We start from the raw sequence: 20,771 nt of genomic DNA on the forward strand, positions 1-20,771 counted from the left end.
GGTTTTTGTCCGGTGGCGAAGCGCCATCCGGCGAACTACCACTCGGCTACGGAACCGTCTTCATGACGCCAGAGTGGGTTACGCCAGTCCGGCGCATTTTTGCTGAGCTCAATGACTTTGGCTTCGTCAATATCCACGCCAAGGCCCGGCTTCATTAACGGTTTAAAGAAACCACCTTCCATGCTGAAGTCTTCTTTGTTTTTCACAAAGTCGAGCAGTTCCGCGCCCTTGTTATAGTGAATACCCATGCTTTGCTCCTGGAACACGGCATTGCGGGAGACAAAGTCCACGTGCAGACAGGCAGCCAGCGCGATCGGCCCAAGCGGACAGTGCGGTGCCAGCGCCACATCGTAGGCTTCTGCCATTCCGGCAATTTTGTAGCATTCGGTGATGCCGCCTGCGTGGGAGAGATCCGGTTGCAGTATGGCAATGCCGCCCGCTTCCAGCACGCGTTTGAACTCGAAACGCGAGAACATACGTTCACCCGCCGCGATAGGAATATGGGTCTGCTCAGCCAGTTTCGGATAGTACTCCGCCTGCTCGGCCAGCACCGGCTCTTCGATAAACAGCGGACGATACGGCTCAAGCTCTTTAATCAGCACCTTAGCCATCGGCGCACTGACGCGGCCGTGGAAATCCAGACCAAACTCAATCTCGTTGCCGAAGGCTTCACGGATTTGCGCGACGGTATTTACCGCACGGTCTACCGCACGCGAGTTATCAATAACGCCCATTTCTTCACAGCCGTTGAGCTTGAAGGTGTCAAAACCGATATTGCGCAGCTGCTTAATGCCGTCGATCACTTCCGCAGGGCGGTCGCCGCCCACCCAGCTGTAGGCTTTGATTTTGTCGCGCACCAGGCCGCCCATTAATTGCCAGACCGGCGCATTCAGGACTTTACCTTTGATATCCCACAGCGCCTGGTCGATACCGGCGATAGCGCTCATCAGGATAGGACCGCCACGGTAGAAGCCCGCGCGATACATCACCTGCCACAGGTCGTTAATGCGCGCCGGATCCTGGCCAATCAGGTATTCGCCCAGCTCATGCACTGCCGCTTCAACGGTGCGCGCACGCCCTTCAATCACCGGCTCGCCCCAGCCGACAACGCCTTCGTCGGTTTCGATTTTCAGGAACATCCAGCGCGGGGGTAAACGGTACGTGGTGAGTTTGGTAATTTTCATTTCACTGCCTCTCGATACGCTTTCACAAATGCTGTCGCCTGCTGCGCGGTTTGTTCAACTGACTGCCCGGCGCGATAGAGATCGCTGCCGAGCCCCGCCCCCACACAACCGGCTTTCATCCACTGCGCCAGGTTTTCTGGCGTGACACCGCCCACGGCAAAGACCGGCACGCTGGTGGGTAATACCGCTTTAAGCGCTTTGATGTAGTCCGGGCCAAAAGCCGATGACGGGAAAATTTTGAGCGCCTGCGCGCCCGCATCGAGGGCAGTAAAGGCTTCCGTAGCTGTCGCACATCCCGGACAGACGGTCATGCCGTAGCTCACCGCGCGGCGGATCACTTCAGGATTAATGTTGGGCGTGACGATAAGCTTGCAGCCCATTTTCGCCAGCTCATCCACCTGCTCCGGGTGTAACACGGTTCCCGCGCCAATCAGTGCCTTATCACCAAAGGCATCCACCACAGCTGGAATACTTTTTTTCCACTCCGGAGAGTTAAGCGGGATTTCCACCGCATCGAACCCGGCGTCAATCACTGCGCCTACGTGCGCGATCGCCTCATCGGGCGTAATGCCGCGCAAAATCGCGATAAGGGGAAGATCAGTTTGCCACTGCATGAGCGATGCTCCTTATTCCTGCCTGAAATGCCGTATCACCGGAGATCACCGCCACATCACGCCCAATAGCGTGAAATGCCTGCTGATAGCGCGACGTTAACGCGCTTCCGGCAACAATCGTGATTGCCTGCCCGGACGGGACAAAATCGCGCATGGTCGCGACTTCTGCGCCAATCAGCAGGCCTGAGAGAAATTCGCTAACCTGCTCGCGCGGGAGATTTCCCAGCACGTGCGAGGCGCGAACTTCGAAGAGTTTCGGCAGAACATCAGGTGATGCGAGACCACGCTCAAGCCCGGCGGTAAACGCTGCGGGCGACGTCTCTTGCGCTGGCAACCCCGCACCCACCAGCGAAAGCGTCAGCAGCAAATGGTGCAGCTCACCGGTCATCACGGTGCGAAAATCATGGATTTGCTCAGCATCGGCCTGCACCCACTTGCAGTGCGTACCGGGCATAACGTAAACAGAAGAAGGAGAAAGCGTGCGCGCGCCAAGCAACTGTGTCTCTTCGCCACGCATCACGTTGTGGTTATCGTCGCGAGAGACGCACAAACCTGGAATAATCCAGACATTGTCATCAACGGACGTTAACTGATCGCCAATGGCAGAGAAATGCGCAGGAACCGGCAGGTAAGGGGCGATTTTCCAGCCCACGTTGCTGCCGACCATACCCGCCATCACCACCGGCGTGGCGCCATCGCGCCAGTTTTGCGTCACCTCTGCTAACACCGCCTCGGGGGATTTACCGTTCAGGCGTGTGATACCTGCCTCTGATTGCCTGCTCTCCAGGCACTGCTCGCCCTGATAAAGCCAGGCGCGCAGATTGGTCGATCCCCAGTCAATTGCGATGTAGCGAGATGTCATGTGATTTCCTTCAACCTTCGTGTCGAGCTGGCGATCATGGTAAGCGCCGCCTGCTCTGCCGCATCGCCGTCCTGATGCCTTATCGCATCGAACAACGCTTTATGTTCCTGGAGCGTTTTCGGCATGTTAGCCTCATCACCCATCCAGGTTCGTTCAAATACTGCTCGCTGTAGCGAGCTGATCGCCACGCTAAGCTGCTGTAACACCGGGTTGTGCACCGACTGCAGCACCGCCTCGTGATAGCGAATGTCCGCCTCGTTGAACGCCTCCCGGTTCTGGTTATTGGCGATCATGTCGTTTAAAGCCGACTCAATCTGGGCCAAATCGCCGGAGGTTGCGCGCTCCGCCGCCCAGCGGGCGATGGCCGGTTCCACCAGGTTCCGGACTTCACTCATCGCGCCAATCAGCCGTGGGTCGTAGTCGTTTTCAAGAACCCACTGCAATACGTCGGTATCGAGGTAATTCCACTGGTTGCGAGGAGCAACAAACGCGCCGCGATAGCGTTTCATTTCAATCAGCCGCTTCGCCATCAGCGAGCGGAACACTTCCCGGATGATGTTGCGCGAGGTTTCAAACTCCTCACACAGTTCGGCCTCAGCAGGGAGCGGCGAACCCGGGACGTATTTGCCCCCCACAATTTGAGTGCCCAGCGTGATGACAATGCGATCGGTTTTGTTAAGCGTCATGGAGAGTCCTTGTGCTCTGTATGTCCATCACTACTTTACCGTGCCCGCCGAATTTCGCCTCACTTTTGCAGTACAAACGTGAGGCCTTTCATCTTTGTCGTGATGACAATGTAGTACAATCAATACATGTTGTACTACAATCAAGATCACAAAAAGAACAATCCAATAAATTCAGCGCAAAAAAAAGCCCCGGTTGATAACCGAGGCTGATGATTTTGGTTGCTGTTACCGCAGGACAAATTTCTCAATGGCGTACGCCACGCCGTCTTCCAGGTTGGATTTGGTGACAAAATTGGCCACTTCTTTCACCGATGGGATCGCGTTGTCCATTGCCACGCCCATACCCGCGTATTCAATCATCGCGATGTCGTTTTCCTGATCGCCCAGGGCCATGATCTCCTCAGGTTTGATGCCCAGCGCATCGGCCAGTGATTTAACACCGGTACCTTTATTCACGCGTTTATCGAGAATTTCGAGGAAGTACGGCGCGCTTTTCAGCACGGTGTATTTCTCTTTCACCTCGGCAGGGATGCGCGCAATCGCTTTATCGAGGATCTCAGGCTCGTCAATCATCATCACTTTCAGGAACTGCGTCGCCGGGTCCATTTTCTCGGCTTCACAGAACACCAGCGGAATGGTCGCAACGAAGGACTCATGTACGGTGTAGTAGCTGATATCGCGGTTGGCGGTATAGAGCGTATTGCGATCGAGCGCGTGGAAGTGAGAACCTACTTCACGGGACAGTTTTTCGAGGAACAGATAGTCATCATAGCTCAGCGCGGTTTGCGCAACCGCGCTGCCATCCGCAGCTTTCTGCACCAGCGCACCGTTATAAGTAATGCAGTAATCACCCGGCTGATTCATGTGCAGCTCTTTCAGGTAGCTGTGCACACCGGCATACGGACGGCCAGTGGTCAGTACCACATTCACGCCCTTTGCGCGTGCCGCGGCAATTGCGTTTTTAACGGCTGGAGAGATGGTATGGTCTGGCAGCAGCAGTGTGCCGTCCATATCGATTGCAATGAGTTTGATAGCCATGAGGTCCCCGGAATAAATGAATGCAACCCATGCTAACGCGATTAAGCACACAAAAATAGAGCTAGATTGCGCAACCAGATCACCCCTTTTCAGGCTTATCCCGGGGAACGACAATTCACTCTCGGGTGAGGACTATTTTGCCAAACGCACCGCGATCGAGGTGCTCAAGCGCCTGTTCAAGCTCGTCAAAACGGTAGCGATGCTCAATCACAGGTTTTAATCCGATTACATCGACAGCCTGAACGAAATCCTCCAGCGCCCGACGATGCCCAACGCCAATCCCCTGAATAACCGGAGATTTCAGCAACAGCTCGCCAGCTGGGAGTGAAATTTCGGTCCCGGCCAGAACGCCGATAACCGAGATACGTCCATGAACGGCAACGGCGCGCAGGGAATGCTTCAGGTTTTCACCCCCTACGGTTTCGATAATATGGTCGATACCGCGATCCTGAGTCAGCGCCAAAATGGCTTCAGCCCAGTCACCTTTCAGCCTGTTGATCCCCTGGTCAGCCCCGAGTTTTTTGGCCAGTGCCAGTTTTTCATCACTCCCGGAGGTGACAAAAACCTCTGCTCCTTGTGCTTTTGCAATTTGCAGAGCGAATATCGCTACGCCGCCCGTCCCCTGTACCAGCACTGATTGCCCGGCGCGTAACTGGCCGCGTTCCACCAGCGCAAACCATGCGGTAAGCCCTGCGCAGGGTAAGGTGCTGGCCTCTGCGTCATCCAGTGTTTCCGGGGCGGCCACCAGCCAGTCTGCCTTCACAATCACATATTCAGCCAGCATCCCCTGGAAGTATCCACCGGACGTTCTATAGGGCAAATTGCGCGCGTCCGCCTGCGGCTTGCCGTCGATCCACTCAGGGAAGAAGGTTGAGATGACACGAGCGCCGGGTTTGAAACGCGTCACACCTTCACCAATGCTGTCCACCACGCCCGCCATGTCAGACGCCGGCGTAAACGGGAAGGAACGTGAAATCGGCATGTTGCCTTCAATCACCATTTTATCGCGGTAGTTGAGTGCAACGGCATTCACCCGCACGCGCACTTCACCCGGACCAGGCTGTGGAACAGGTTCCTGAATGAGTCTGAGGTTCGCGCGCCCGAGGGCGTTCATCGACCAGCGTTGCATTGTCTCTGTCATTGTATTTCTCCAGCCATCAAATGAGTTTCAGGACTCACAGTCTACCGTTGACTCATCATCACCAGTGGCGATAAGTTTTCTCTTTATTGTCGCCACAATGGATACAATTCATGACTGATACACTGAAGGATATTCCTGTTTTTGTGGCCGCCGTTGAGGCGGGGAGTTTTGCTCAGGCCGCAACTCGCCTGCATTTATCGCGCTCGGCGGTAGGGAAAAGTATCGCTCGCCTCGAAGAGCGACTGGGCGTTCGTCTCTTCCAGCGCACCACCCGCAGCCAGAGCCTGACCGATAACGGCGCGCTTTTTTATGAGCGCTGTCTGCGCGCGCTGGAGGAAATTCGCGGTGCAGAATCACTGCTTGAAACAGGGAAACAGCAGGTCAGTGGCCGCCTGCGTGTTGCCATGCCGGTGCTGTTTGGTCGCCAGTGCGTCGCCCCGCTGTTGATTGAACTGGCGCAGGAACACCCTGGACTTGAACTGGAAATGTCATTCAGTGACCGCGTGGTGGATCTTGTCGAGGAAGGGTTTGATATGGCGGTGCGTAACGGCGTGCTTCAGGACAGCAGCGTGCTGGTTGCCAGAAGGCTGGGGGAACATCGCATGGTGCTGTGCGCCGCACCGGATTATCTGCTGAAGAAAAACACGCCAGAAACCGTGGATGATTTACACCAGCATACCGCCATTAACTATCTGCGGGCAGGCAGAGTGCTCCCCTGGCAACTGATGGACAACGACGGAACGCCGCGCACATTTATTCCGCGGTCATCACTCAATATGGATGATTTGCAGGCGATCTGCGACGCTGCATTGGCCGGACACGGCATTGCATGGCTGCCCTGCTGGATGGTCGTCAAAGATATTCACCAGGGTAAGCTCGTCCCGCTCCTGAAGCAGGCACCGGATGTGCATTTCGACGTTCATGCGGTCTGGCAGCAGACACCGCATCTGCCGTTGAGGGTAAGAATTGCCATCGACATGCTGGTCAGTCGTTTACCGTCAGTGATGTCGCTGGATATGCCCACACCTACAAAAAAGCCGCGCTAAAAGCGCGGCCGGTGTTTTGCAGTGTTACGGCATTAAATATCGATATTAGCCGCTTTCAGGGCGTTCTCTTCGATGAAGGCACGACGTGGTTCAACCGCATCGCCCATCAGGGTAGTGAACAGCTGGTCCGCAGCAATCGCGTCTTTAACAGTCACGCGCAGCATGCGGCGGCTTTCCGGATCCATAGTGGTTTCCCACAGCTGATCCGGGTTCATTTCACCCAGACCTTTATAACGCTGGATAGACAGACCACGACGGGACTCTTTCACCAGCCAATCCAGCGCCTGTTCGAAGCTGGCTACCGGCTGACGACGGTCGCCACGTTCGATAAACGCATCGTCCTCGATCAGACCGCGCAGCTTCTCGCCGAGCGTGCAGATGCGGCGGTATTCCGGGCCGGTAACAAATTCGTGCTCCAGCGGATAGTCGGTGTCGACACCATGGGTACGCACGCGAACAATCGGCTCGAACTGTTGAGCGGCGTTCTGCTGAACATCGAATTTCCACTGGCTACCGTGCTGCTCTTTCTCATTCAGCTCGCTCACCAGAGCGTTCACCCAGCGGGTCACGGTTTGTTCATCGCTCAGGTCAGCTTCGGTCAGCGTTGGCTGATAAACCAGCTCCTTCAGCAGCGCTTTCGGATAACGGCGCTCCATACGGCCAATCATTTTCTGCGTGGCGTTGAACTCAGACACCAGGCGTTCCAGCGGCTCACCTGCCAGTGCTGGTGCGCTGGAGTTCGCGTGCAGAGTCGCACCATCAAGGGCGATGGCGATTTGATACTGATCCATCGCGTCATCATCTTTGATGTACTGTTCCTGTTTGCCTTTCTTCACTTTGTACAGCGGTGGCTGTGCAATGTAGACGTGGCCACGTTCAACAATTTCCGGCATCTGACGATAGAAGAAGGTCAACAGCAGCGTACGGATGTGCGAGCCGTCGACGTCCGCATCGGTCATGATGATAATGCTGTGATAGCGCAGTTTATCCGGGTTGTACTCGTCACGCCCGATACCACAGCCCAGCGCGGTGATAAGCGTCGCCACTTCCTGAGAAGAGAGCATCTTGTCGAAACGCGCTTTCTCAACGTTGAGGATTTTCCCCTTCAACGGCAGGATAGCCTGGTTCTTACGGTTACGGCCCTGCTTCGCAGAACCGCCCGCGGAGTCCCCTTCCACGAGGTACAGTTCAGACAGCGCCGGGTCACGTTCCTGGCAGTCAGCCAGTTTGCCTGGCAGGCCTGCTAAGTCCAGCGCGCCTTTACGGCGGGTCATTTCACGGGCTTTACGCGCCGCTTCACGGGCACGTGCCGCATCAATAATTTTGCCGACAACGATTTTCGCGTCAGACGGGTTTTCCTGCAGGTAGTCGCTCAGCAGTTCGTTCATCTGCTGTTCAACCGCCGATTTCACCTCAGAAGATACCAGCTTGTCTTTGGTCTGTGAGGAGAACTTCGGATCCGGCACCTTCACGGAAACCACAGCAATCAGGCCTTCACGGGCATCGTCACCGGTGGCGCTGACTTTCGCTTTTTTGCTGTAGCCTTCTTTGTCCATGTAGGCGTTCAGGGTACGGGTCATCGCCGCACGGAAGCCTGCAAGGTGAGTACCACCGTCACGCTGTGGAATGTTGTTGGTGAAGCAGTAAATGTTTTCCTGGAAACCATCGTTCCACTGCAGCGCCACTTCTACGCCGATACCGTCTTTTTCGGTGGAGAAGTAGAAGATATTCGGGTGAATTGGCGTTTTGTTCTTGTTCAGATACTCAACGAACGCCTTGATACCGCCTTCGTAATGGAAGTGGTCTTCTTTGTTGTCGCGTTTATCACGCAGACGAATAGAGACGCCAGAGTTCAGGAACGACAGTTCACGCAGGCGTTTCGCCAGGATGTCGTACTCGAATTCGGTGACGTTAGTGAAGGTTTCCAGGCTCGGCCAGAAACGCACCATGGTACCGGTTTTGTCGGTATCGCCAGTGACAGCCAGCGGTGCCTGCGGCACGCCGTGGGTATACAGCTGGCGGTGAATTTTGCCTTCGCGCTGAATAACCAGTTCCAGTTTCTGTGACAGGGCGTTAACCACGGAGACACCTACGCCGTGCAGACCGCCGGAAACTTTATAGGAGTTATCATCGAACTTACCGCCTGCGTGCAGCACAGTCATGATAACTTCCGCTGCGGACACGCCTTCCTCCGGGTGAATACCGGTTGGGATGCCACGACCATCATCGGTGACGGAGACGGAGTTATCCGCATGGATCGTGACCACGATGTCTTTACAGTGACCCGCGAGCGCTTCGTCGATAGCGTTATCTACCACCTCGAATACCATGTGGTGCAGACCGGTGCCGTCATCCGTGTCGCCGATATACATACCCGGGCGCTTACGCACCGCATCCAGCCCTTTCAGGACTTTGATACTGGAGGAGTCATAAGAATTCGACATCAACGTTTCTCGCTCATTTCAACTTGGGTTAATCCGTTATTTTACCCTTTTCCACGGTAAACATCTTCGAATTTTCGTCCGACATGTCCATAACGTGTTCAGCGCTAATGGCGCTGACGAAAACCTGCGACTGCGTGGCTTTTAAGCGGCTGGCAAGCAGCCCGCGCCGCGCGTCGTCAAGTTCCGAGGCAAAATCATCTATCAGGTACAGGCAGCGTCTTCCACTCTCGCGGGTGAGAAATTCCCCCTGTGCCAGGCGTAGCGCGCACATCAGGAGCTTAAGCTGCCCGCGCGACAGCGTGTCTTCCACCGGCGCACCGTCGGCACGAATGCGGAAATCCGCCTTGTGCGGGCCATGCGCGGTGTAGGTCAACATGCGATCACGCTCGAAGTTTCTCTCTAACACCTCGGCATAATCCGTCTCTTTCTCCCAGCCGCGCTGGAAGGAGAAGGTGAGAGAGAACTCAGGTAAAAACTGTTTGCAGGTATCCGCCATGTCTTCGGCAATACCTGCGCTGTATTCGGCACGCCAGCGGCTGATTTGTTCCGCGAGAGGGATTAACTCCATGTCCCACGGACGCAGCTGGGCGTAACGGGTGACCTGGCGCAGTGCAGCGTTACGCTGCTTAAGCAGACGCTTCAGGTTGCTCCAGGCGTTAAAGAAACCGGCTTCGTTGTGAAAGCATCCCCAGTCAAGGAACGCTCTTCTGTATTTGGGGCCGCCGTTGAGTAAAGTAAACCCCTCAGGCGTAATCAGCTGCATTGGCATCAGCAGTGCCAGCTCCGCCACCTTGTGGCCGTCGGTACCGTCGATACGTACCTTGCTGTCGCCCTGCTTGTCTTTGGTCAGGCCGATGGCGGTTTCCCGCTCTTCACCCTGTAAGCGCCCGTGCAGAACAAAGGACTCCTGCTCGTGTCGAATGACGCGACCAATCTGCAAACTGCGAAACGCCCGGCCATGGCCGAGCGTATAGATGGCTTCCAGCACGCTGGTTTTACCGCTGCCATTCGCGCCAACCAGGAAGTTAAAGCCCGGGGATAAAGCAAGATCCGCGCTTTCAATATTGCGAAAGTCGCGGATCAACAGACGGGTGAGCGACATTACAGTCTCATTGGCATGACAACATAGGCAGCCGACTGTGATGCGGCATCTTCAATCTGTACGCTTGAAACGGAATCGGTCAGCAGGATACGCACGTTCTCGCATTTCAGTGCATTCAGCACATCCAGCACGTAGCTGACGTTAAAGCCGATTTCCATCTCAGCCCCGGCGTAGGTGACGTCCAGAATTTCTTCTGCTTCTTCCTGCTCCGGGTTGTTAGCGGTGATTTTGATCTGGTTTTCGCTCACATACAGGCGCACACCGCGGAATTTCTCGTTAGAGAGAATGGCGGCACGGGCAAACGCCTGCTTGAGGCTATCGCAACCCGCTTCCAGCGTTTTGTCCGGGTTCTTCGGCAATACGCGGCGATAATCCGGGAAACGGCCGTCAACCAGCTTCGAGGTGAAGACAAAATCGCCTACATGAGCGCGAATGTTGTTGCTGCCGATCTGCACGCGCAGCGGGGTATCGCCGCCGTCGAGCATACGCATCAGCTCAATCACGCCTTTACGCGGCACGATCACCGAATGGTTTGGCAGCGAGTCGCCAATTGGCATGGAACAGACCGCCAGACGGTGGCCGTCGGTGGCTACGGTACGCAGCTCTTCACCTTCGGTTTCGAACAGCATGCCGTTTAAGTAGTAACGAACGTCCTGATGCGCCATGGAGAACTGCGTGGCTTCAATCAGGCGCTTCATCGTCGCCTGTGGCAGGGTGAATTCAACTTCGCTCTGCCAGTCGTCCAGGTTCGGGAAGTCCGCAGCAGGCAGCGTGGAAAGCGAGAAACGGCTGCGACCAGAGCGCACCAGCATGCGGTCGCCCTCCAGCTGCACGGCAATTTCAGCGCCTTCTGGCAGCCCACGGCAGATATCAAAGAATTTACGTGCCGGAACCGTGGTCGCGCCCGCGTCGTGCGGCTGAGTCAGCGTAACGCGCGCGATCATTTCCATTTCCAGGTCTGTGCCAGTCAGCGACAGTGTACCGTCCGCGACCTGAAGCAACAGGTTTCCGAGAATAGGCAGCGTTGGGCGGCCACCTAATGGGCCACTCACCTGTTGCAGCGGTTTTAATAAATGTTCACGTTCAACAGTAAATTTCATAGCGTCACGATGATAATGTTCTGATTAAATTGGAAAAATCTTCTTTTATGTCGTGGCTTTCTTCACGTAACTGCTCAATCTTGCGACAAGCGTGCAGCACGGTCGTATGGTCACGGCCACCAAACGCGTCCCCGATTTCCGGCAGACTGTGGTTGGTTAACTCCTTTGCCAGCGCCATCGCCATCTGACGCGGACGCGCCACCGAGCGGGAACGACGTTTAGACAGTAAATCTGCCACTTTGATCTTGTAGTACTCAGCCACCGTCTTTTGAATATTATCGATGGTGACTAATTTTTCCTGCAATGCCAGTAAATCGCGCAGCGCTTCACGCACAAAATCGATCGTGATCGCACGGCCGGTAAAGTTGGCATTGGCAATAACACGGTTCAGTGCCCCTTCCAGCTCACGCACGTTGGAGCGTAGACGCTTGGCAATGAAGAACGCGACTTCACCCGGCAAGCGAATGTCGTTTTCATCGGCTTTCTTCATCAGGATCGCAACGCGGGTTTCCAGCTCCGGTGGCTCGATCGCCACGGTCAGGCCCCAGCCGAAGCGGGATTTCAGACGATCTTCAACACCGTTGATCTCTTTTGGATAACGATCCGAGGTCAGAATGATCTGCTGATTACCTTCCAGCAGGGCATTGAAGGTGTGGAAAAATTCTTCCTGCGATCGTTCTTTATTGGCAAAGAACTGAATGTCATCGATGAGCAGCGCGTCAACGGAACGATAGTAGCGTTTAAACTCTTCGATCGCGTTGTTTTGCAGGGCTTTTACCATGTCCTGAACGAAGCGCTCGGAGTGCATATACACCACTTTGGCATTCGGCTTGCGCGCCATAATGCCGTTACCCACTGCATGCAGAAGGTGCGTTTTACCTAAACCCGTGCCGCCATAAAGGAACAGTGGGTTGTAGGCACCGCCGGGGTTATCCGCAACCTGACGAGCCGCCGCGCGCGCCAGCTGGTTCGACTTACCTTCAACGAAGTTATCGAACGTGTGTTTCACGTTTACGTTAGAGCGGTAGGTTGGTTCAGCAGGTGCAGGAACATTATCCCAGCCCTGACGAGCGGGTGCGACGCGAGGGGCCGGAGCAGGAGCAGCCTGAGCAGGCGCTGCTACGTTCACGGTTTCACGAACGGTTTGGGTGACCGGCTTTGTACCCACTTCAAAGCGCAGCTGTGGGGCATCTGACCCGCAGAAATCGTTCAGCAGTCCATTGATGTTATTGAGGTACTTGTCCCTTACCCAATCGAGCACAAAACGGTTTGGCGCATACAAAGCCAGCGTGTTATCGCTCAGTTCCGCCTGCAACGGGCGGATCCACATACTGAATTCTGTGGCTGGTAACTCATCCTGCAATCGGGCAAGACACTGCTGCCAAAGCGAAAGTGACACGGCGGACTCCACTCGAACAATAAAAGAAAACTATTGAATATTCATGATTGTTGGCGCACATCGACATGACCCTGTGCATAGGGGGATGTGCGAATTGCTATCTGCAATTTAATCCTGACCAGGATCCTGGGATCCCGATCGGGACCGCGGATCATAGCCTAAACTGAGCCAGAGATCTTCTGTTTCTCACAGATTCTTCCCGATTTATCCACAGGACGATCCGAAACCGGGTAAGTGTAAACGATCCTGGCGCAAGTGCCCCACGATTTAGCCCGCATATTGGAAAAATTAATGAGCACAGACAATTTATTGCTTAAATGATCTAACGAAGATCCGGGACGATCCTTGCGCTTTGTCGACGAGCCCGTATAATCCTCGACCCGGCGCGTGATGCTCATCTTCCTGCGTCGTCCGCTGCTCATTTTCCACGCGAAAACGTGCGGAAATACGCGGGAAATAAGGAAAGAGAATTGACTCCGGAGTGTACAATTATTACAATCCGGCCTCTTTAATCACCCACGCTGAGGCGTTAGTCGTTCGAAATTCGTTCGGGTATACGCAAAAGTCAGTGAATTTATTCAAGTTTAGGTAGAAATCGCCATGAAACGCACTTTTCAACCGTCTGTACTGAAGCGCAACCGTTCTCACGGCTTCCGTGCTCGTATGGCTACTAAAAATGGTCGTCAGGTTCTGGCACGTCGTCGTGCTAAAGGCCGCGCTCGTCTGACCGTTTCCAAGTAATAAAGCTAACCCCTGAGTGGTTAAGCTAGCATTTCCCAGGGAGTTACGTTTGTTAACTCCCGCTCATTTCACTTTCGTCTTCCAGCAGCCACAACGGGCTGGCACGCCGCAAATCACCATCCTCGGCCGCCAAAATTCGCTGGGGCATCCCCGCATCGGTCTCACAGTCGCCAAGAAAAATGTTAAGCGAGCGCATGAACGCAATCGGATTAAACGTCTGACGCGTGAAAGCTTCCGTTTACGTCAGCACGAACTGCCTTCGATGGATTTCGTGGTGGTGGCTAAAAAAGGGGTTGCCGACCTCGATAACCGTGCTCTCTCGGAAGCGTTGGAAAAATTATGGCGCCGCCACTGTCGCCTGGCTCACGGGTCCTGATAGCCCTCATTCGGGTCTATCAACGCCTGATTAGTCCGCTACTCGGGCCACATTGCCGTTTCACACCAACGTGCTCAAGCTACGGAATTGAGGCATTGCGCAGGTTTGGAGTGATAAAAGGCAGTTGGTTGACGGTGAAACGCGTATTAAAATGCCACCCTTTACACCCCGGTGGAGACGACCCCGTCCCTCCAGGACCCTTTGATACCAGAGAACACTAACGATGGATTCGCAACGCAATCTTCTTATCATCGCTTTGTTGTTCGTGTCTTTCATGATCTGGCAGGCATGGGAGCAGGATAAAAATCCTCAACCCCAGCAGCAGACCACGCAGACCACGACCACCGCAGCGGGTAGCGCCGCCGACCAGGGCGTACCGGCCAGTGGCCAGGGGAAACAGATTACGGTTAAGACCGATGTGCTTGAGCTGACTATTAACACCCGTGGTGGTGATGTTGAGCAGGCGCTGCTGTTGACCTACCCGAAAGAGCTGAAGTCTAACGAACCGTTCCAGTTACTGGAAACCACGCCTGAGTTTATCTACCAGGCCCAGAGCGGCCTGACCGGTCGTGATGGCCCGGATAACCCGGCTAACGGTGCGCGTCCACTGTATAACGTCGAGAACAACACCTTTGTGCTGGCTGATGGTCAGAACGAACTCGTTATCCCGATGACTTACACCGACGCCGCAGGCAACACCTTCACTAAAACCTTCACCCTGAAACGCGGTGAGTATGCGGTGAACGTGGGCTACACCGTACAGAACGCCAGTGCGAAACCACTGGAACTGTCGACCTTTGGCCAGCTGAAGCAGTCCATCAATCTGCCGTCTCACCGTGACACCGGAAGCAGCAACTTTGCGCTGCATACCTTCCGTGGCGCGGCGTACTCCACGCCTGACGCGAAGTATGAGAAATACAAATTCGACACCATTGCCGATAACGAAAACCTGAACGTCAGCGCTAAAGGCGGTTGGGTGGCAATGCTGCAGCAGTATTTCGCCACTGCATGGGTGCCTAATAACGACGGTACCAACAACTTCTACACCGCGAACCTGGGTAACGGTCTTGCAGCTATCGGCTACAAATCTCAGCCTGTTCTGGTTCAGCCGGGTCAAACCGGTAAAATGGCAAGCACCCTGTGGGTCGGCCCGGAAATCCAGGACAAAATGGCCGCTGTCGCGCCACACCTGGATCTGACCGTAGATTACGGTTGGTTGTGGTTCATCTCTCAGCCGCTGTTTAAGCTGCTGAAGTTCATCCACAGCTTCCTGGGTAACTGGGGCTTCTCCATCATCGTTATCACCTTCATCGTTCGTGGCATCATGTACCCGCTGACTAAAGCGCAGTACACCTCCATGGCGAAGATGCGCATGCTGCAGCCGAAGATTCAGGCCATGCGTGAGCGTCTGGGCGATGACAAACAGCGTCAGAGCCAGGAGATGATGGCCCTGTATAAAGCAGAGAAAGTAAACCCACTGGGTGGTTGCTTCCCACTGCTGATTCAGATGCCAATCTTCCTTGCGCTGTACTACATGCTGATGGGTTCCGTTGAGCTGCGCCATGCGCCGTTCGCGCTGTGGATCCATGACCTGTCTGCACAGGACCCGTACTACATCCTGCCGATCCTGATGGGCGTGACGATGTTCTTCATCCAGAAGATGTCTCCGACCACTGTGACCGACCCGATGCAGCAGAAGATCATGACCTTTATGCCGGTCATCTTCACCGTGTTCTTCCTGTGGTTCCCGTCAGGTCTGGTGCTGTACTATATCGTCAGCAACCTGGTGACCATCATCCAGCAGCAGCTGATTTACCGTGGTCTGGAAAAACGTGGCCTGCATAGCCGCGAAAAGAAAAAGTCCTGATTCGGTAAGTTAACGCTAAAATAAGGGCGGTCGATTGACCGCCTTTTTTATTTGTATTGAACGAGACCAACCATGAGCCATAACGACACTATCGTCGCCCAGGCAACCCCACCGGGACGCGGTGGTGTAGGCATTCTGCGTATCTCCGGCCTGAAGGCGCGCGAGGTCGCCGAAGCGGTACTGGGTAAACTGCCAAAGCCACGCTACGCTGATTACCTGCCGTTTAAAGATACTGACGGCACCCCGCTGGACCAGGGCATTGCGCTGTGGTTCCCGGGCCCAAACTCCTTCACCGGTGAAGATGTGCTGGAGCTGCAGGGCCATGGCGGCCCGGTTATCCTCGACCTGTTATTAAAACGCATTCTGACCTTGCCAGGTCTGCGCATTGCGAAGCCAGGCGAGTTCTCGGAACGTGCTTTCCTGAACGATAAGCTCGACCTGGCGCAAGCCGAGGCAATTGCTGACCTGATCGACGCCAGTTCTGAACAGGCAGCCCGCTCCGCCCTGAACTCGTTGCAGGGGGCATTCTCCGCGCGCGTGAATCACCTTGTGGAAGCACTTACTCACCTCAGGATCTACGTGGAAGCGGCTATCGATTTCCCGGATGAGGAGATCGACTTCCTCTCTGACGGTAAAATCGAAGCCCAGCTCAACCAGGTGATGAACGATCTCGACGCGGTGCGTGCCGAAGCGCGTCAGGGTAGCCTGCTGCGGGAAGGGATGAAGGTGGTGATTGCCGGACGTCCTAATGCCGGGAAATCGAGCCTGTTGAACGCCCTGGCGGGCCGTGAAGCGGCAATCGTGACCGACATTGCCGGCACCACCCGCGACGTACTGCGCGAGCACATCCATATCGACGGCATGCCGCTGCATATCATTGATACCGCCGGTCTGCGCGATGCCAGCGACGAAGTTGAGCGTATCGGTATCGAACGCGCCTGGCAGGAGATCGAGCAAGCGGACCGCGTGCTGTTTATGGTGGATGGTACAACTACCGACGCCGTTGACCCGGCAGAGATCTGGCCAGACTTTATTGCCCGTCTGCCGGCGAAGCTGCCTATCACCGTGGTGCGAAATAAAGCAGACGTGACTGGCGAAACGCTGGGCATCAGCGATGTGAATGGTCACTCACTAATCCGTCTGTCGGCGCGTACCGGCGAAGGCGTTGACGACCTGCGTAACCATCTCAAGCAGAGCATGGGCTTTGACACCAGCATGGAAGGTGGCTTCCTGGCGCGTCGTCGTCACCTGCAGGCGCTGGAAGAGGCGGCACGCCATCTTGACCAGGGCAAAGCGCAGCTGATCGGTGCGTGGGCGGGTGAACTGCTGGCGGAAGAGCTGCGTCTGGCGCAGCAGAATCTGAGTGAGATCACCGGGGAGTTTACGTCGGACGATCTGCTGGGAAGGATCTTCTCAAGCTTCTGTATTGGAAAATAATTTCCGCTAACCGATGGTGTTTTCCTGTCAGGAAATCACCATTGTCCAAATGGCAACTCGCTTAATCCCTTTTCACCCCCTATTCTGCTTGCCTGCATTTATGGGGGGTTTATGGCTCGTTTTCTGTTTTGTAGTTTTGCGCTGGTTCTGCTTTATCCGTCTGGCATTGATATGTACCTGGTGGGATTACCGCACATCGCCCGCGATCTGGGTGCCAGTGAAGCTCAGTTGCACATCGCGTTTTCGGCCTACCTCGCGGGAATGGCGTCGTCGATGGTGTTTGCCGGGAAGGTCGCAGATAAGGCAGGTCGTCAGCCCGTCGCCATAACGGGTGCCATCATCTTTGCCCTGGCCTCTCTTCTCTGCTCACAGGCGCAGAACAGTACCTTGTTCCTGGCTGGACGGTTTATCCAGGGCATTGGAGCCGGTGGCTGTTACGTCGTTGCCTTTGCGATTTTGCGCGATACCTTAAGTGCCCAGCGTCGCGCCAAAGTGCTTTCGATGCTGAACGGTATTACCTGTATCATCCCGGTGCTGGCCCCGGTCGTGGGATATCTGATCATGCTGAAATTCCCGTGGCAGAGCCTGTTCTGGACCATGGCGGCCATGGGCGCGCTGGTATTTATCCTGTCCATCACTGTGCTGAAAGAGACCCACCCTGGCTCGCAGAATATCGGTCATACCCCAACGATTCATCCAGCCGAGAAGCTGCTTAATCGCTTTTTCCTCAGTCGTCTGGCCGTAACCACGTTAAGCGTGGCGGTGATCCTGACCTATGTAAACGTTTCCCCGGTTTTACTGATGGAGACCATGGGCTTCGATCGGGGTGAGTATTCAACGGTGATGGCATTAACCGCGATGGTCAGTATGGCCGTCTCGTTCTCCACCCCCTTTGCGCTAAATGTTTTCAGCCAGCGCACGTTGATGCTGACCTCACAGGTGTTATTTCTCGCAGCAGGCGTGATCCTGGCGACCACCAGCTCACATGTGGTGATGCTGGTAGGCATTACCCTCATTTGCGCCGGGTTCTCGGTTGGCTTTGGCGTGGCGATGAGCCAGGCGCTCGGCCCGTTCTCACTACGGGCAGGCGTGGCAAGCTCCGCGCTGGGTATCGCTCAGGTTTGTGGCTCGTCCCTGTGGATTTGGCTGGCAGCGGTAATCGGACTTAACGCGCTCAATATGCTGATCGGGATTCTGATTGGCTGTAGCATGGTTTGTATTACCTTACTTATGGTCATCCAGCCCGCGGCAAATTATGAAGAAGCCCATCAGCAGTCTCGATCTTAATCTGTTGCTGTGCCTGCAGCTGTTGCTGCAGGAGCGCAGCGTCACCAAAGCGGCGAAGCGAATGAACGTGACGCCGTCCGCGGTGAGTAAATCACTGGCCAAGCTGCGCGACTGGTTCGACGACCCGCTGTTTGTCAAAACACCGTTAGGGTTACTGCCGACGCCACTGACGGTAAGCCTGGAGCAGGATCTGGCAGACTGGATGCAAATCGGCAACCAGATCCTCGATAAATTCCACCATGACGCGCCAGGCGGGCTGACGTTCGTGCTGGCCGCCGAAACGCCGTTGATGCTGATCCGCTTTAATGCCCTGCTGGAGCAGGTGAACCAGCGCTATCCGCAGGCTACTGTGAAGATGCGTCACTGGGATTACGACTCTCTGGACGCCATTACGCGTGGGGAAGTGGATCTTGGCTTCACCGGTCGTGAAACTCATCCACGTTCCCGCGAACTGCTGAAGTTGTTGCCGTGGTTTATCGACTACGAAATCCTGTTTAGTGACCGTCCGTGTGTTTATCTGCGCGAGGATCACCCGGCACTGCAGGAAGAGTGGAACCTGGAGACCTTCCTGCGCTATCCACATATCAGTATCTTCTGGGAACGTAGCGACACCTGGGCGCTTGATGAGGTGCTAAAGGAGATGGGACGTGAGCGAAATATCGCCATGTGCCTGCCGGGTTTCGAACAGGCGATGTTTATGGCGGCACAGCCCGGCCATAATTATATCGCTACGGCTCCCCACTACTGCCACCACTACAATGAACTCCACCAGCGGAAGCTGATCGCGCTTCCTATTCCCATTGACGAAGCGCAAGCTGAAAAACTGACCGTCCCCTTCACGCTGATTTGGCATAAACGGAACAGCCATAATCCGAAAATTCTCTGGTTGAGAGAGACTATCAAGGCGTTGTACGGTGGCAGCGATCCAATTTTTACCTAAGAAAATGTAAAGTTCGGTCCTCAGGCTTCTCTTACTCCCATTTACTGATTAAAACAGGAGTGAAGTTAAGCGATAATCATGTAACCGTTTAACCGATTACGACCATTATCAAGGAGCGAAAAATGGCAACGCACTTTGCAAGAGGGATACTTACAGAAGGACGCCTCGTATCGGCACGAATTTCTTCAGCCTGTCACAGTGAAGCACGCAAACTCCCGGAACACCGCAGGACACGTTTTTTAGCGTCCAGAGCGCTTCTCGCAGAGCTGTTGTTTATGTTGTACGGCACCAGTGAACTGCCGGATATCATCACCCAACCTGAAGGCCGCCCGGTTTTTGCTAACCCGGATCTCCCCCGTTTTTCCATTGCCTATACGGGCAATATCATTGGGGTAGCACTCACCACCGAAGGGGATTGTGGGCTGGATATGGAACTACAGCGCGCAACCCGGGGCATTCACGGCGCGAACCCACACGATGATTACCCACTCTCCAGCAATGAAAAGCTGTGGGTGCGTAACCAGAACGATCCCATCGAGGCCAGAGCCCAGCTCATCACCCTGCGCCAGAGCATTCGAAAGCTCTGTGGATGCGCCTCAGACGACGCCAGTATGCTGCAGCTGCTGCCAGGTTCCGGACGACTTCGTGCCACCCAAGCCACGCTGGTAGAGGCGCTCAGTGACGCAGAGGATGTCCTCATTTGGTCCATTGCGGTTACCCCCGCTATCGAACGCATGAAAATCTGGGAATTTGACAGTCAACAGGGATGGCGTAGCCTTCCTGATGTGCCCGAGCGCGCTAACGAGCCCGCCGCACGCCTGATGCGTTTAACCAGTTTACCGGCAGAAAAAGCATACACCCTTAGCTGATCCATTCAGGGTCATCATGATGAAACAGGAGTAATCATGTCTGATACGTTAAAAGTCGTTACGTTACTGGGAAGCCTGCGCAAAGGTTCATTTAATGGGATGGTTGCCCGCACGCTGCCACAGCTGGCACCGGCAGGTATGGAGATTAGTGCCCTTCCATCTATTGGTGACATCCCGCTCTATGATGCAGATGTCCAGCAGGAAGAAGGATTCCCGCAGAGCGTTGAGGCGCTGGCGGCGCAAATCCGTCAGGCCGATGGTGTGGTTATTGTCACACCAGAGTATAACTACTCCGTTCCTGGCGGTCTGAAAAACGCCATTGACTGGTTATCCCGCCTCCCTGAGCAGCCTCTTTCAGGTAAACCCGTGCTGATCCAGACCAGTTCTATGGGTGCCATTGGCGGCGCGCGCTGCCAGTATCACCTGCGCCAGATTCTGGTGTTCCTGGATGCGATGGTAATGAACAAGCCGGAGTTTATGGGCGGAGTGATTCAGAACAAGGTCGACCCGCAGACGGGTGAAGTGGTGGATCAGAGCACGCGTGACCATCTGTCTGGTCAGCTGACTGCTTTTGGCGATTATATTAAGCGGGTGAAGGCTTAAGCTTATTGCGGCCTGATGCCCTCACCCTGGCCCTC

Annotated in this window: 20 protein-coding genes and 1 pseudogene; 11 read left to right on the forward strand and 10 right to left on the reverse strand. The window is 55.1% G+C overall.

The genetic code is table 11. The features are described from left to right. Positions 1-35: 35 nt before the first annotated feature. The 6 genes from dgoD to WB237_RS21970 form a co-directional block, all read right to left on the reverse strand. The gene (gene dgoD, locus WB237_RS21945; RefSeq protein ID WP_336216409.1) at positions 36-1,184 is read right to left on the reverse strand and encodes a galactonate dehydratase; all 1,149 of its coding nucleotides are present in this window, start codon (positions 1,182-1,184) and stop codon (positions 36-38) included. Continuing rightward, a complete protein-coding gene (locus tag WB237_RS21950; protein WP_129324378.1) occupies positions 1,181-1,798 on the reverse strand; it encodes a 2-dehydro-3-deoxy-6-phosphogalactonate aldolase in 618 nt (205 codons plus the stop codon). The genes dgoD and WB237_RS21950 overlap by 4 nt, the downstream gene beginning before the upstream one ends. Further along, a complete protein-coding gene (locus WB237_RS21955; RefSeq protein ID WP_336216415.1) occupies positions 1,782-2,660 on the reverse strand; it encodes a 2-dehydro-3-deoxygalactonokinase in 879 nt (292 codons plus the stop codon). The genes WB237_RS21950 and WB237_RS21955 overlap by 17 nt, the downstream gene beginning before the upstream one ends. Then, the gene (gene dgoR / locus WB237_RS21960; RefSeq protein ID WP_003861109.1) at positions 2,657-3,346 is read right to left on the reverse strand and encodes a D-galactonate utilization transcriptional regulator DgoR; all 690 of its coding nucleotides are present in this window, start codon (positions 3,344-3,346) and stop codon (positions 2,657-2,659) included. Before dgoR ends, WB237_RS21955 begins: the two co-directional genes overlap by 4 nt. A gap of 225 nt (positions 3,347-3,571) precedes the next feature. After that, positions 3,572-4,384, reverse strand: coding sequence for a sugar-phosphatase (gene yidA, locus WB237_RS21965; protein WP_336216418.1), 813 nt, complete (start codon positions 4,382-4,384; stop codon positions 3,572-3,574). A gap of 115 nt (positions 4,385-4,499) precedes the next feature. Beyond that, positions 4,500-5,525 (reverse strand): zinc-dependent alcohol dehydrogenase family protein, encoded by a 1,026-nt coding sequence (locus WB237_RS21970; RefSeq protein WP_336216421.1) that lies wholly within the window; start codon positions 5,523-5,525, stop codon positions 4,500-4,502. Positions 5,526-5,635: 110 nt separating this feature from the next. On the opposite strand from WB237_RS21970, the gene WB237_RS21975 reads away from it, so the two are divergent. Continuing rightward, entirely contained in the window at positions 5,636-6,571 is a 936-nt protein-coding gene (locus WB237_RS21975) for a LysR family transcriptional regulator (protein ID WP_336216424.1), read from the forward strand. A 32-nt stretch (positions 6,572-6,603) separates the two neighbouring features. Here WB237_RS21975 and gyrB read toward each other — a convergent pair whose 3' ends face one another. The 4 genes from gyrB to dnaA are packed head-to-tail and all read right to left on the reverse strand — an operon-like array spanning position 6,604 to position 12,616. After that, complete coding sequence (gene gyrB, locus WB237_RS21980; RefSeq protein WP_114979037.1) at positions 6,604-9,015, reverse strand: DNA topoisomerase (ATP-hydrolyzing) subunit B; 2,412 nt, start codon at positions 9,013-9,015, stop codon at positions 6,604-6,606. A gap of 28 nt (positions 9,016-9,043) precedes the next feature. Then, positions 9,044-10,117: a DNA replication/repair protein RecF gene (gene recF, locus WB237_RS21985; protein WP_013094779.1), complete on the reverse strand. Its 1,074-nt coding sequence runs from the start codon at positions 10,115-10,117 to the stop codon at positions 9,044-9,046. Continuing rightward, a complete protein-coding gene (dnaN, locus tag WB237_RS21990) occupies positions 10,117-11,217 on the reverse strand; it encodes a DNA polymerase III subunit beta (RefSeq protein ID WP_008500170.1) in 1,101 nt (366 codons plus the stop codon). Before dnaN ends, recF begins: the two co-directional genes overlap by 1 nt. Positions 11,218-11,221: 4 nt before the next feature. Continuing rightward, entirely contained in the window at positions 11,222-12,616 is a 1,395-nt protein-coding gene (dnaA, locus tag WB237_RS21995; RefSeq protein WP_010426558.1) for a chromosomal replication initiator protein DnaA, read from the reverse strand. Between the two features lie 321 nt (positions 12,617-12,937). Between dnaA and WB237_RS23085 the strand changes: the two are divergent. The 10 genes and pseudogenes from WB237_RS23085 to WB237_RS22040 form a co-directional block, all read left to right on the forward strand. Then, a pseudogene (locus WB237_RS23085) lies at positions 12,938-12,988 on the forward strand (hypothetical protein); the annotation flags it as partial. Positions 12,989-13,216: 228 nt separating this feature from the next. Next, entirely contained in the window at positions 13,217-13,357 is a 141-nt protein-coding gene (gene rpmH, locus WB237_RS22000; protein ID WP_000831330.1) for a 50S ribosomal protein L34, read from the forward strand. Positions 13,358-13,373: 16 nt separating this feature from the next. Further along, the gene (gene rnpA, locus WB237_RS22005; RefSeq protein WP_024907873.1) at positions 13,374-13,733 is read left to right on the forward strand and encodes a ribonuclease P protein component; all 360 of its coding nucleotides are present in this window, start codon (positions 13,374-13,376) and stop codon (positions 13,731-13,733) included. Beyond that, a complete protein-coding gene (yidD, locus tag WB237_RS22010) occupies positions 13,697-13,954 on the forward strand; it encodes a membrane protein insertion efficiency factor YidD (RefSeq protein ID WP_001307474.1) in 258 nt (85 codons plus the stop codon). Before rnpA ends, yidD begins: the two co-directional genes overlap by 37 nt. Positions 13,955-13,956: 2 nt before the next feature. Beyond that, entirely contained in the window at positions 13,957-15,600 is a 1,644-nt protein-coding gene (gene yidC / locus WB237_RS22015; protein ID WP_114979038.1) for a membrane protein insertase YidC, read from the forward strand. Positions 15,601-15,672: 72 nt separating this feature from the next. Next, a complete protein-coding gene (mnmE, locus tag WB237_RS22020; RefSeq protein WP_129994683.1) occupies positions 15,673-17,037 on the forward strand; it encodes a tRNA uridine-5-carboxymethylaminomethyl(34) synthesis GTPase MnmE in 1,365 nt (454 codons plus the stop codon). Positions 17,038-17,148: 111 nt separating this feature from the next. Beyond that, complete coding sequence (locus tag WB237_RS22025) at positions 17,149-18,324, forward strand: MFS transporter (RefSeq protein ID WP_336216435.1); 1,176 nt, start codon at positions 17,149-17,151, stop codon at positions 18,322-18,324. Then, a complete protein-coding gene (gene yidZ / locus WB237_RS22030; protein ID WP_028017775.1) occupies positions 18,293-19,264 on the forward strand; it encodes an HTH-type transcriptional regulator YidZ in 972 nt (323 codons plus the stop codon). The genes WB237_RS22025 and yidZ overlap by 32 nt, the downstream gene beginning before the upstream one ends. Before the next feature lie 122 nt (positions 19,265-19,386). Further along, positions 19,387-20,133 (forward strand): 4'-phosphopantetheinyl transferase family protein, encoded by a 747-nt coding sequence (locus WB237_RS22035; protein ID WP_336216439.1) that lies wholly within the window; start codon positions 19,387-19,389, stop codon positions 20,131-20,133. Between the two features lie 36 nt (positions 20,134-20,169). Beyond that, positions 20,170-20,736, forward strand: coding sequence for an NADPH-dependent FMN reductase (locus WB237_RS22040; RefSeq protein ID WP_028017773.1), 567 nt, complete (start codon positions 20,170-20,172; stop codon positions 20,734-20,736). The last annotated feature ends 35 nt before the right edge of the window (positions 20,737-20,771 follow it).

Source organism: Enterobacter sp. P82 (assembly GCF_037053385.1).
Lineage (GTDB): Bacteria > Pseudomonadota > Gammaproteobacteria > Enterobacterales > Enterobacteriaceae > Enterobacter.

Bases quoted from the DNA above. Each gene is read 5' to 3' on its own strand.
- WB237_RS22040 (WP_028017773.1), top strand. From the start codon at position 20,170: ATGTCTGATACGTTAAAAGTCGTTACGTTACTGGGAAGCCTGCGCAAA.
- WB237_RS21975 (WP_336216424.1), top strand. From the start codon at position 5,636: ATGACTGATACACTGAAGGATATTCCTGTTTTTGTGGCCGCCGTTGAG.
- rpmH (WP_000831330.1), top strand. From the start codon at position 13,217: ATGAAACGCACTTTTCAACCGTCTGTACTGAAGCGCAACCGTTCTCAC.
- WB237_RS21970 (WP_336216421.1), bottom strand. From the start codon at position 5,525: ATGACAGAGACAATGCAACGCTGGTCGATGAACGCCCTCGGGCGCGCG.
- WB237_RS22035 (WP_336216439.1), top strand. From the start codon at position 19,387: ATGGCAACGCACTTTGCAAGAGGGATACTTACAGAAGGACGCCTCGTA.
- mnmE (WP_129994683.1), top strand. From the start codon at position 15,673: ATGAGCCATAACGACACTATCGTCGCCCAGGCAACCCCACCGGGACGC.
- dgoD (WP_336216409.1), bottom strand. From the start codon at position 1,184: ATGAAAATTACCAAACTCACCACGTACCGTTTACCCCCGCGCTGGATG.
- WB237_RS21955 (WP_336216415.1), bottom strand. From the start codon at position 2,660: ATGACATCTCGCTACATCGCAATTGACTGGGGATCGACCAATCTGCGC.
- dgoR (WP_003861109.1), bottom strand. From the start codon at position 3,346: ATGACGCTTAACAAAACCGATCGCATTGTCATCACGCTGGGCACTCAA.
- WB237_RS21950 (WP_129324378.1), bottom strand. From the start codon at position 1,798: ATGCAGTGGCAAACTGATCTTCCCCTTATCGCGATTTTGCGCGGCATT.
- yidZ (WP_028017775.1), top strand. From the start codon at position 18,293: ATGAAGAAGCCCATCAGCAGTCTCGATCTTAATCTGTTGCTGTGCCTG.
- dnaN (WP_008500170.1), bottom strand. From the start codon at position 11,217: ATGAAATTTACTGTTGAACGTGAACATTTATTAAAACCGCTGCAACAG.
- gyrB (WP_114979037.1), bottom strand. From the start codon at position 9,015: ATGTCGAATTCTTATGACTCCTCCAGTATCAAAGTCCTGAAAGGGCTG.
- yidA (WP_336216418.1), bottom strand. From the start codon at position 4,384: ATGGCTATCAAACTCATTGCAATCGATATGGACGGCACACTGCTGCTG.
- WB237_RS22025 (WP_336216435.1), top strand. From the start codon at position 17,149: ATGGCTCGTTTTCTGTTTTGTAGTTTTGCGCTGGTTCTGCTTTATCCG.
- recF (WP_013094779.1), bottom strand. From the start codon at position 10,117: ATGTCGCTCACCCGTCTGTTGATCCGCGACTTTCGCAATATTGAAAGC.
- yidC (WP_114979038.1), top strand. From the start codon at position 13,957: ATGGATTCGCAACGCAATCTTCTTATCATCGCTTTGTTGTTCGTGTCT.
- yidD (WP_001307474.1), top strand. From the start codon at position 13,697: ATGGCGCCGCCACTGTCGCCTGGCTCACGGGTCCTGATAGCCCTCATT.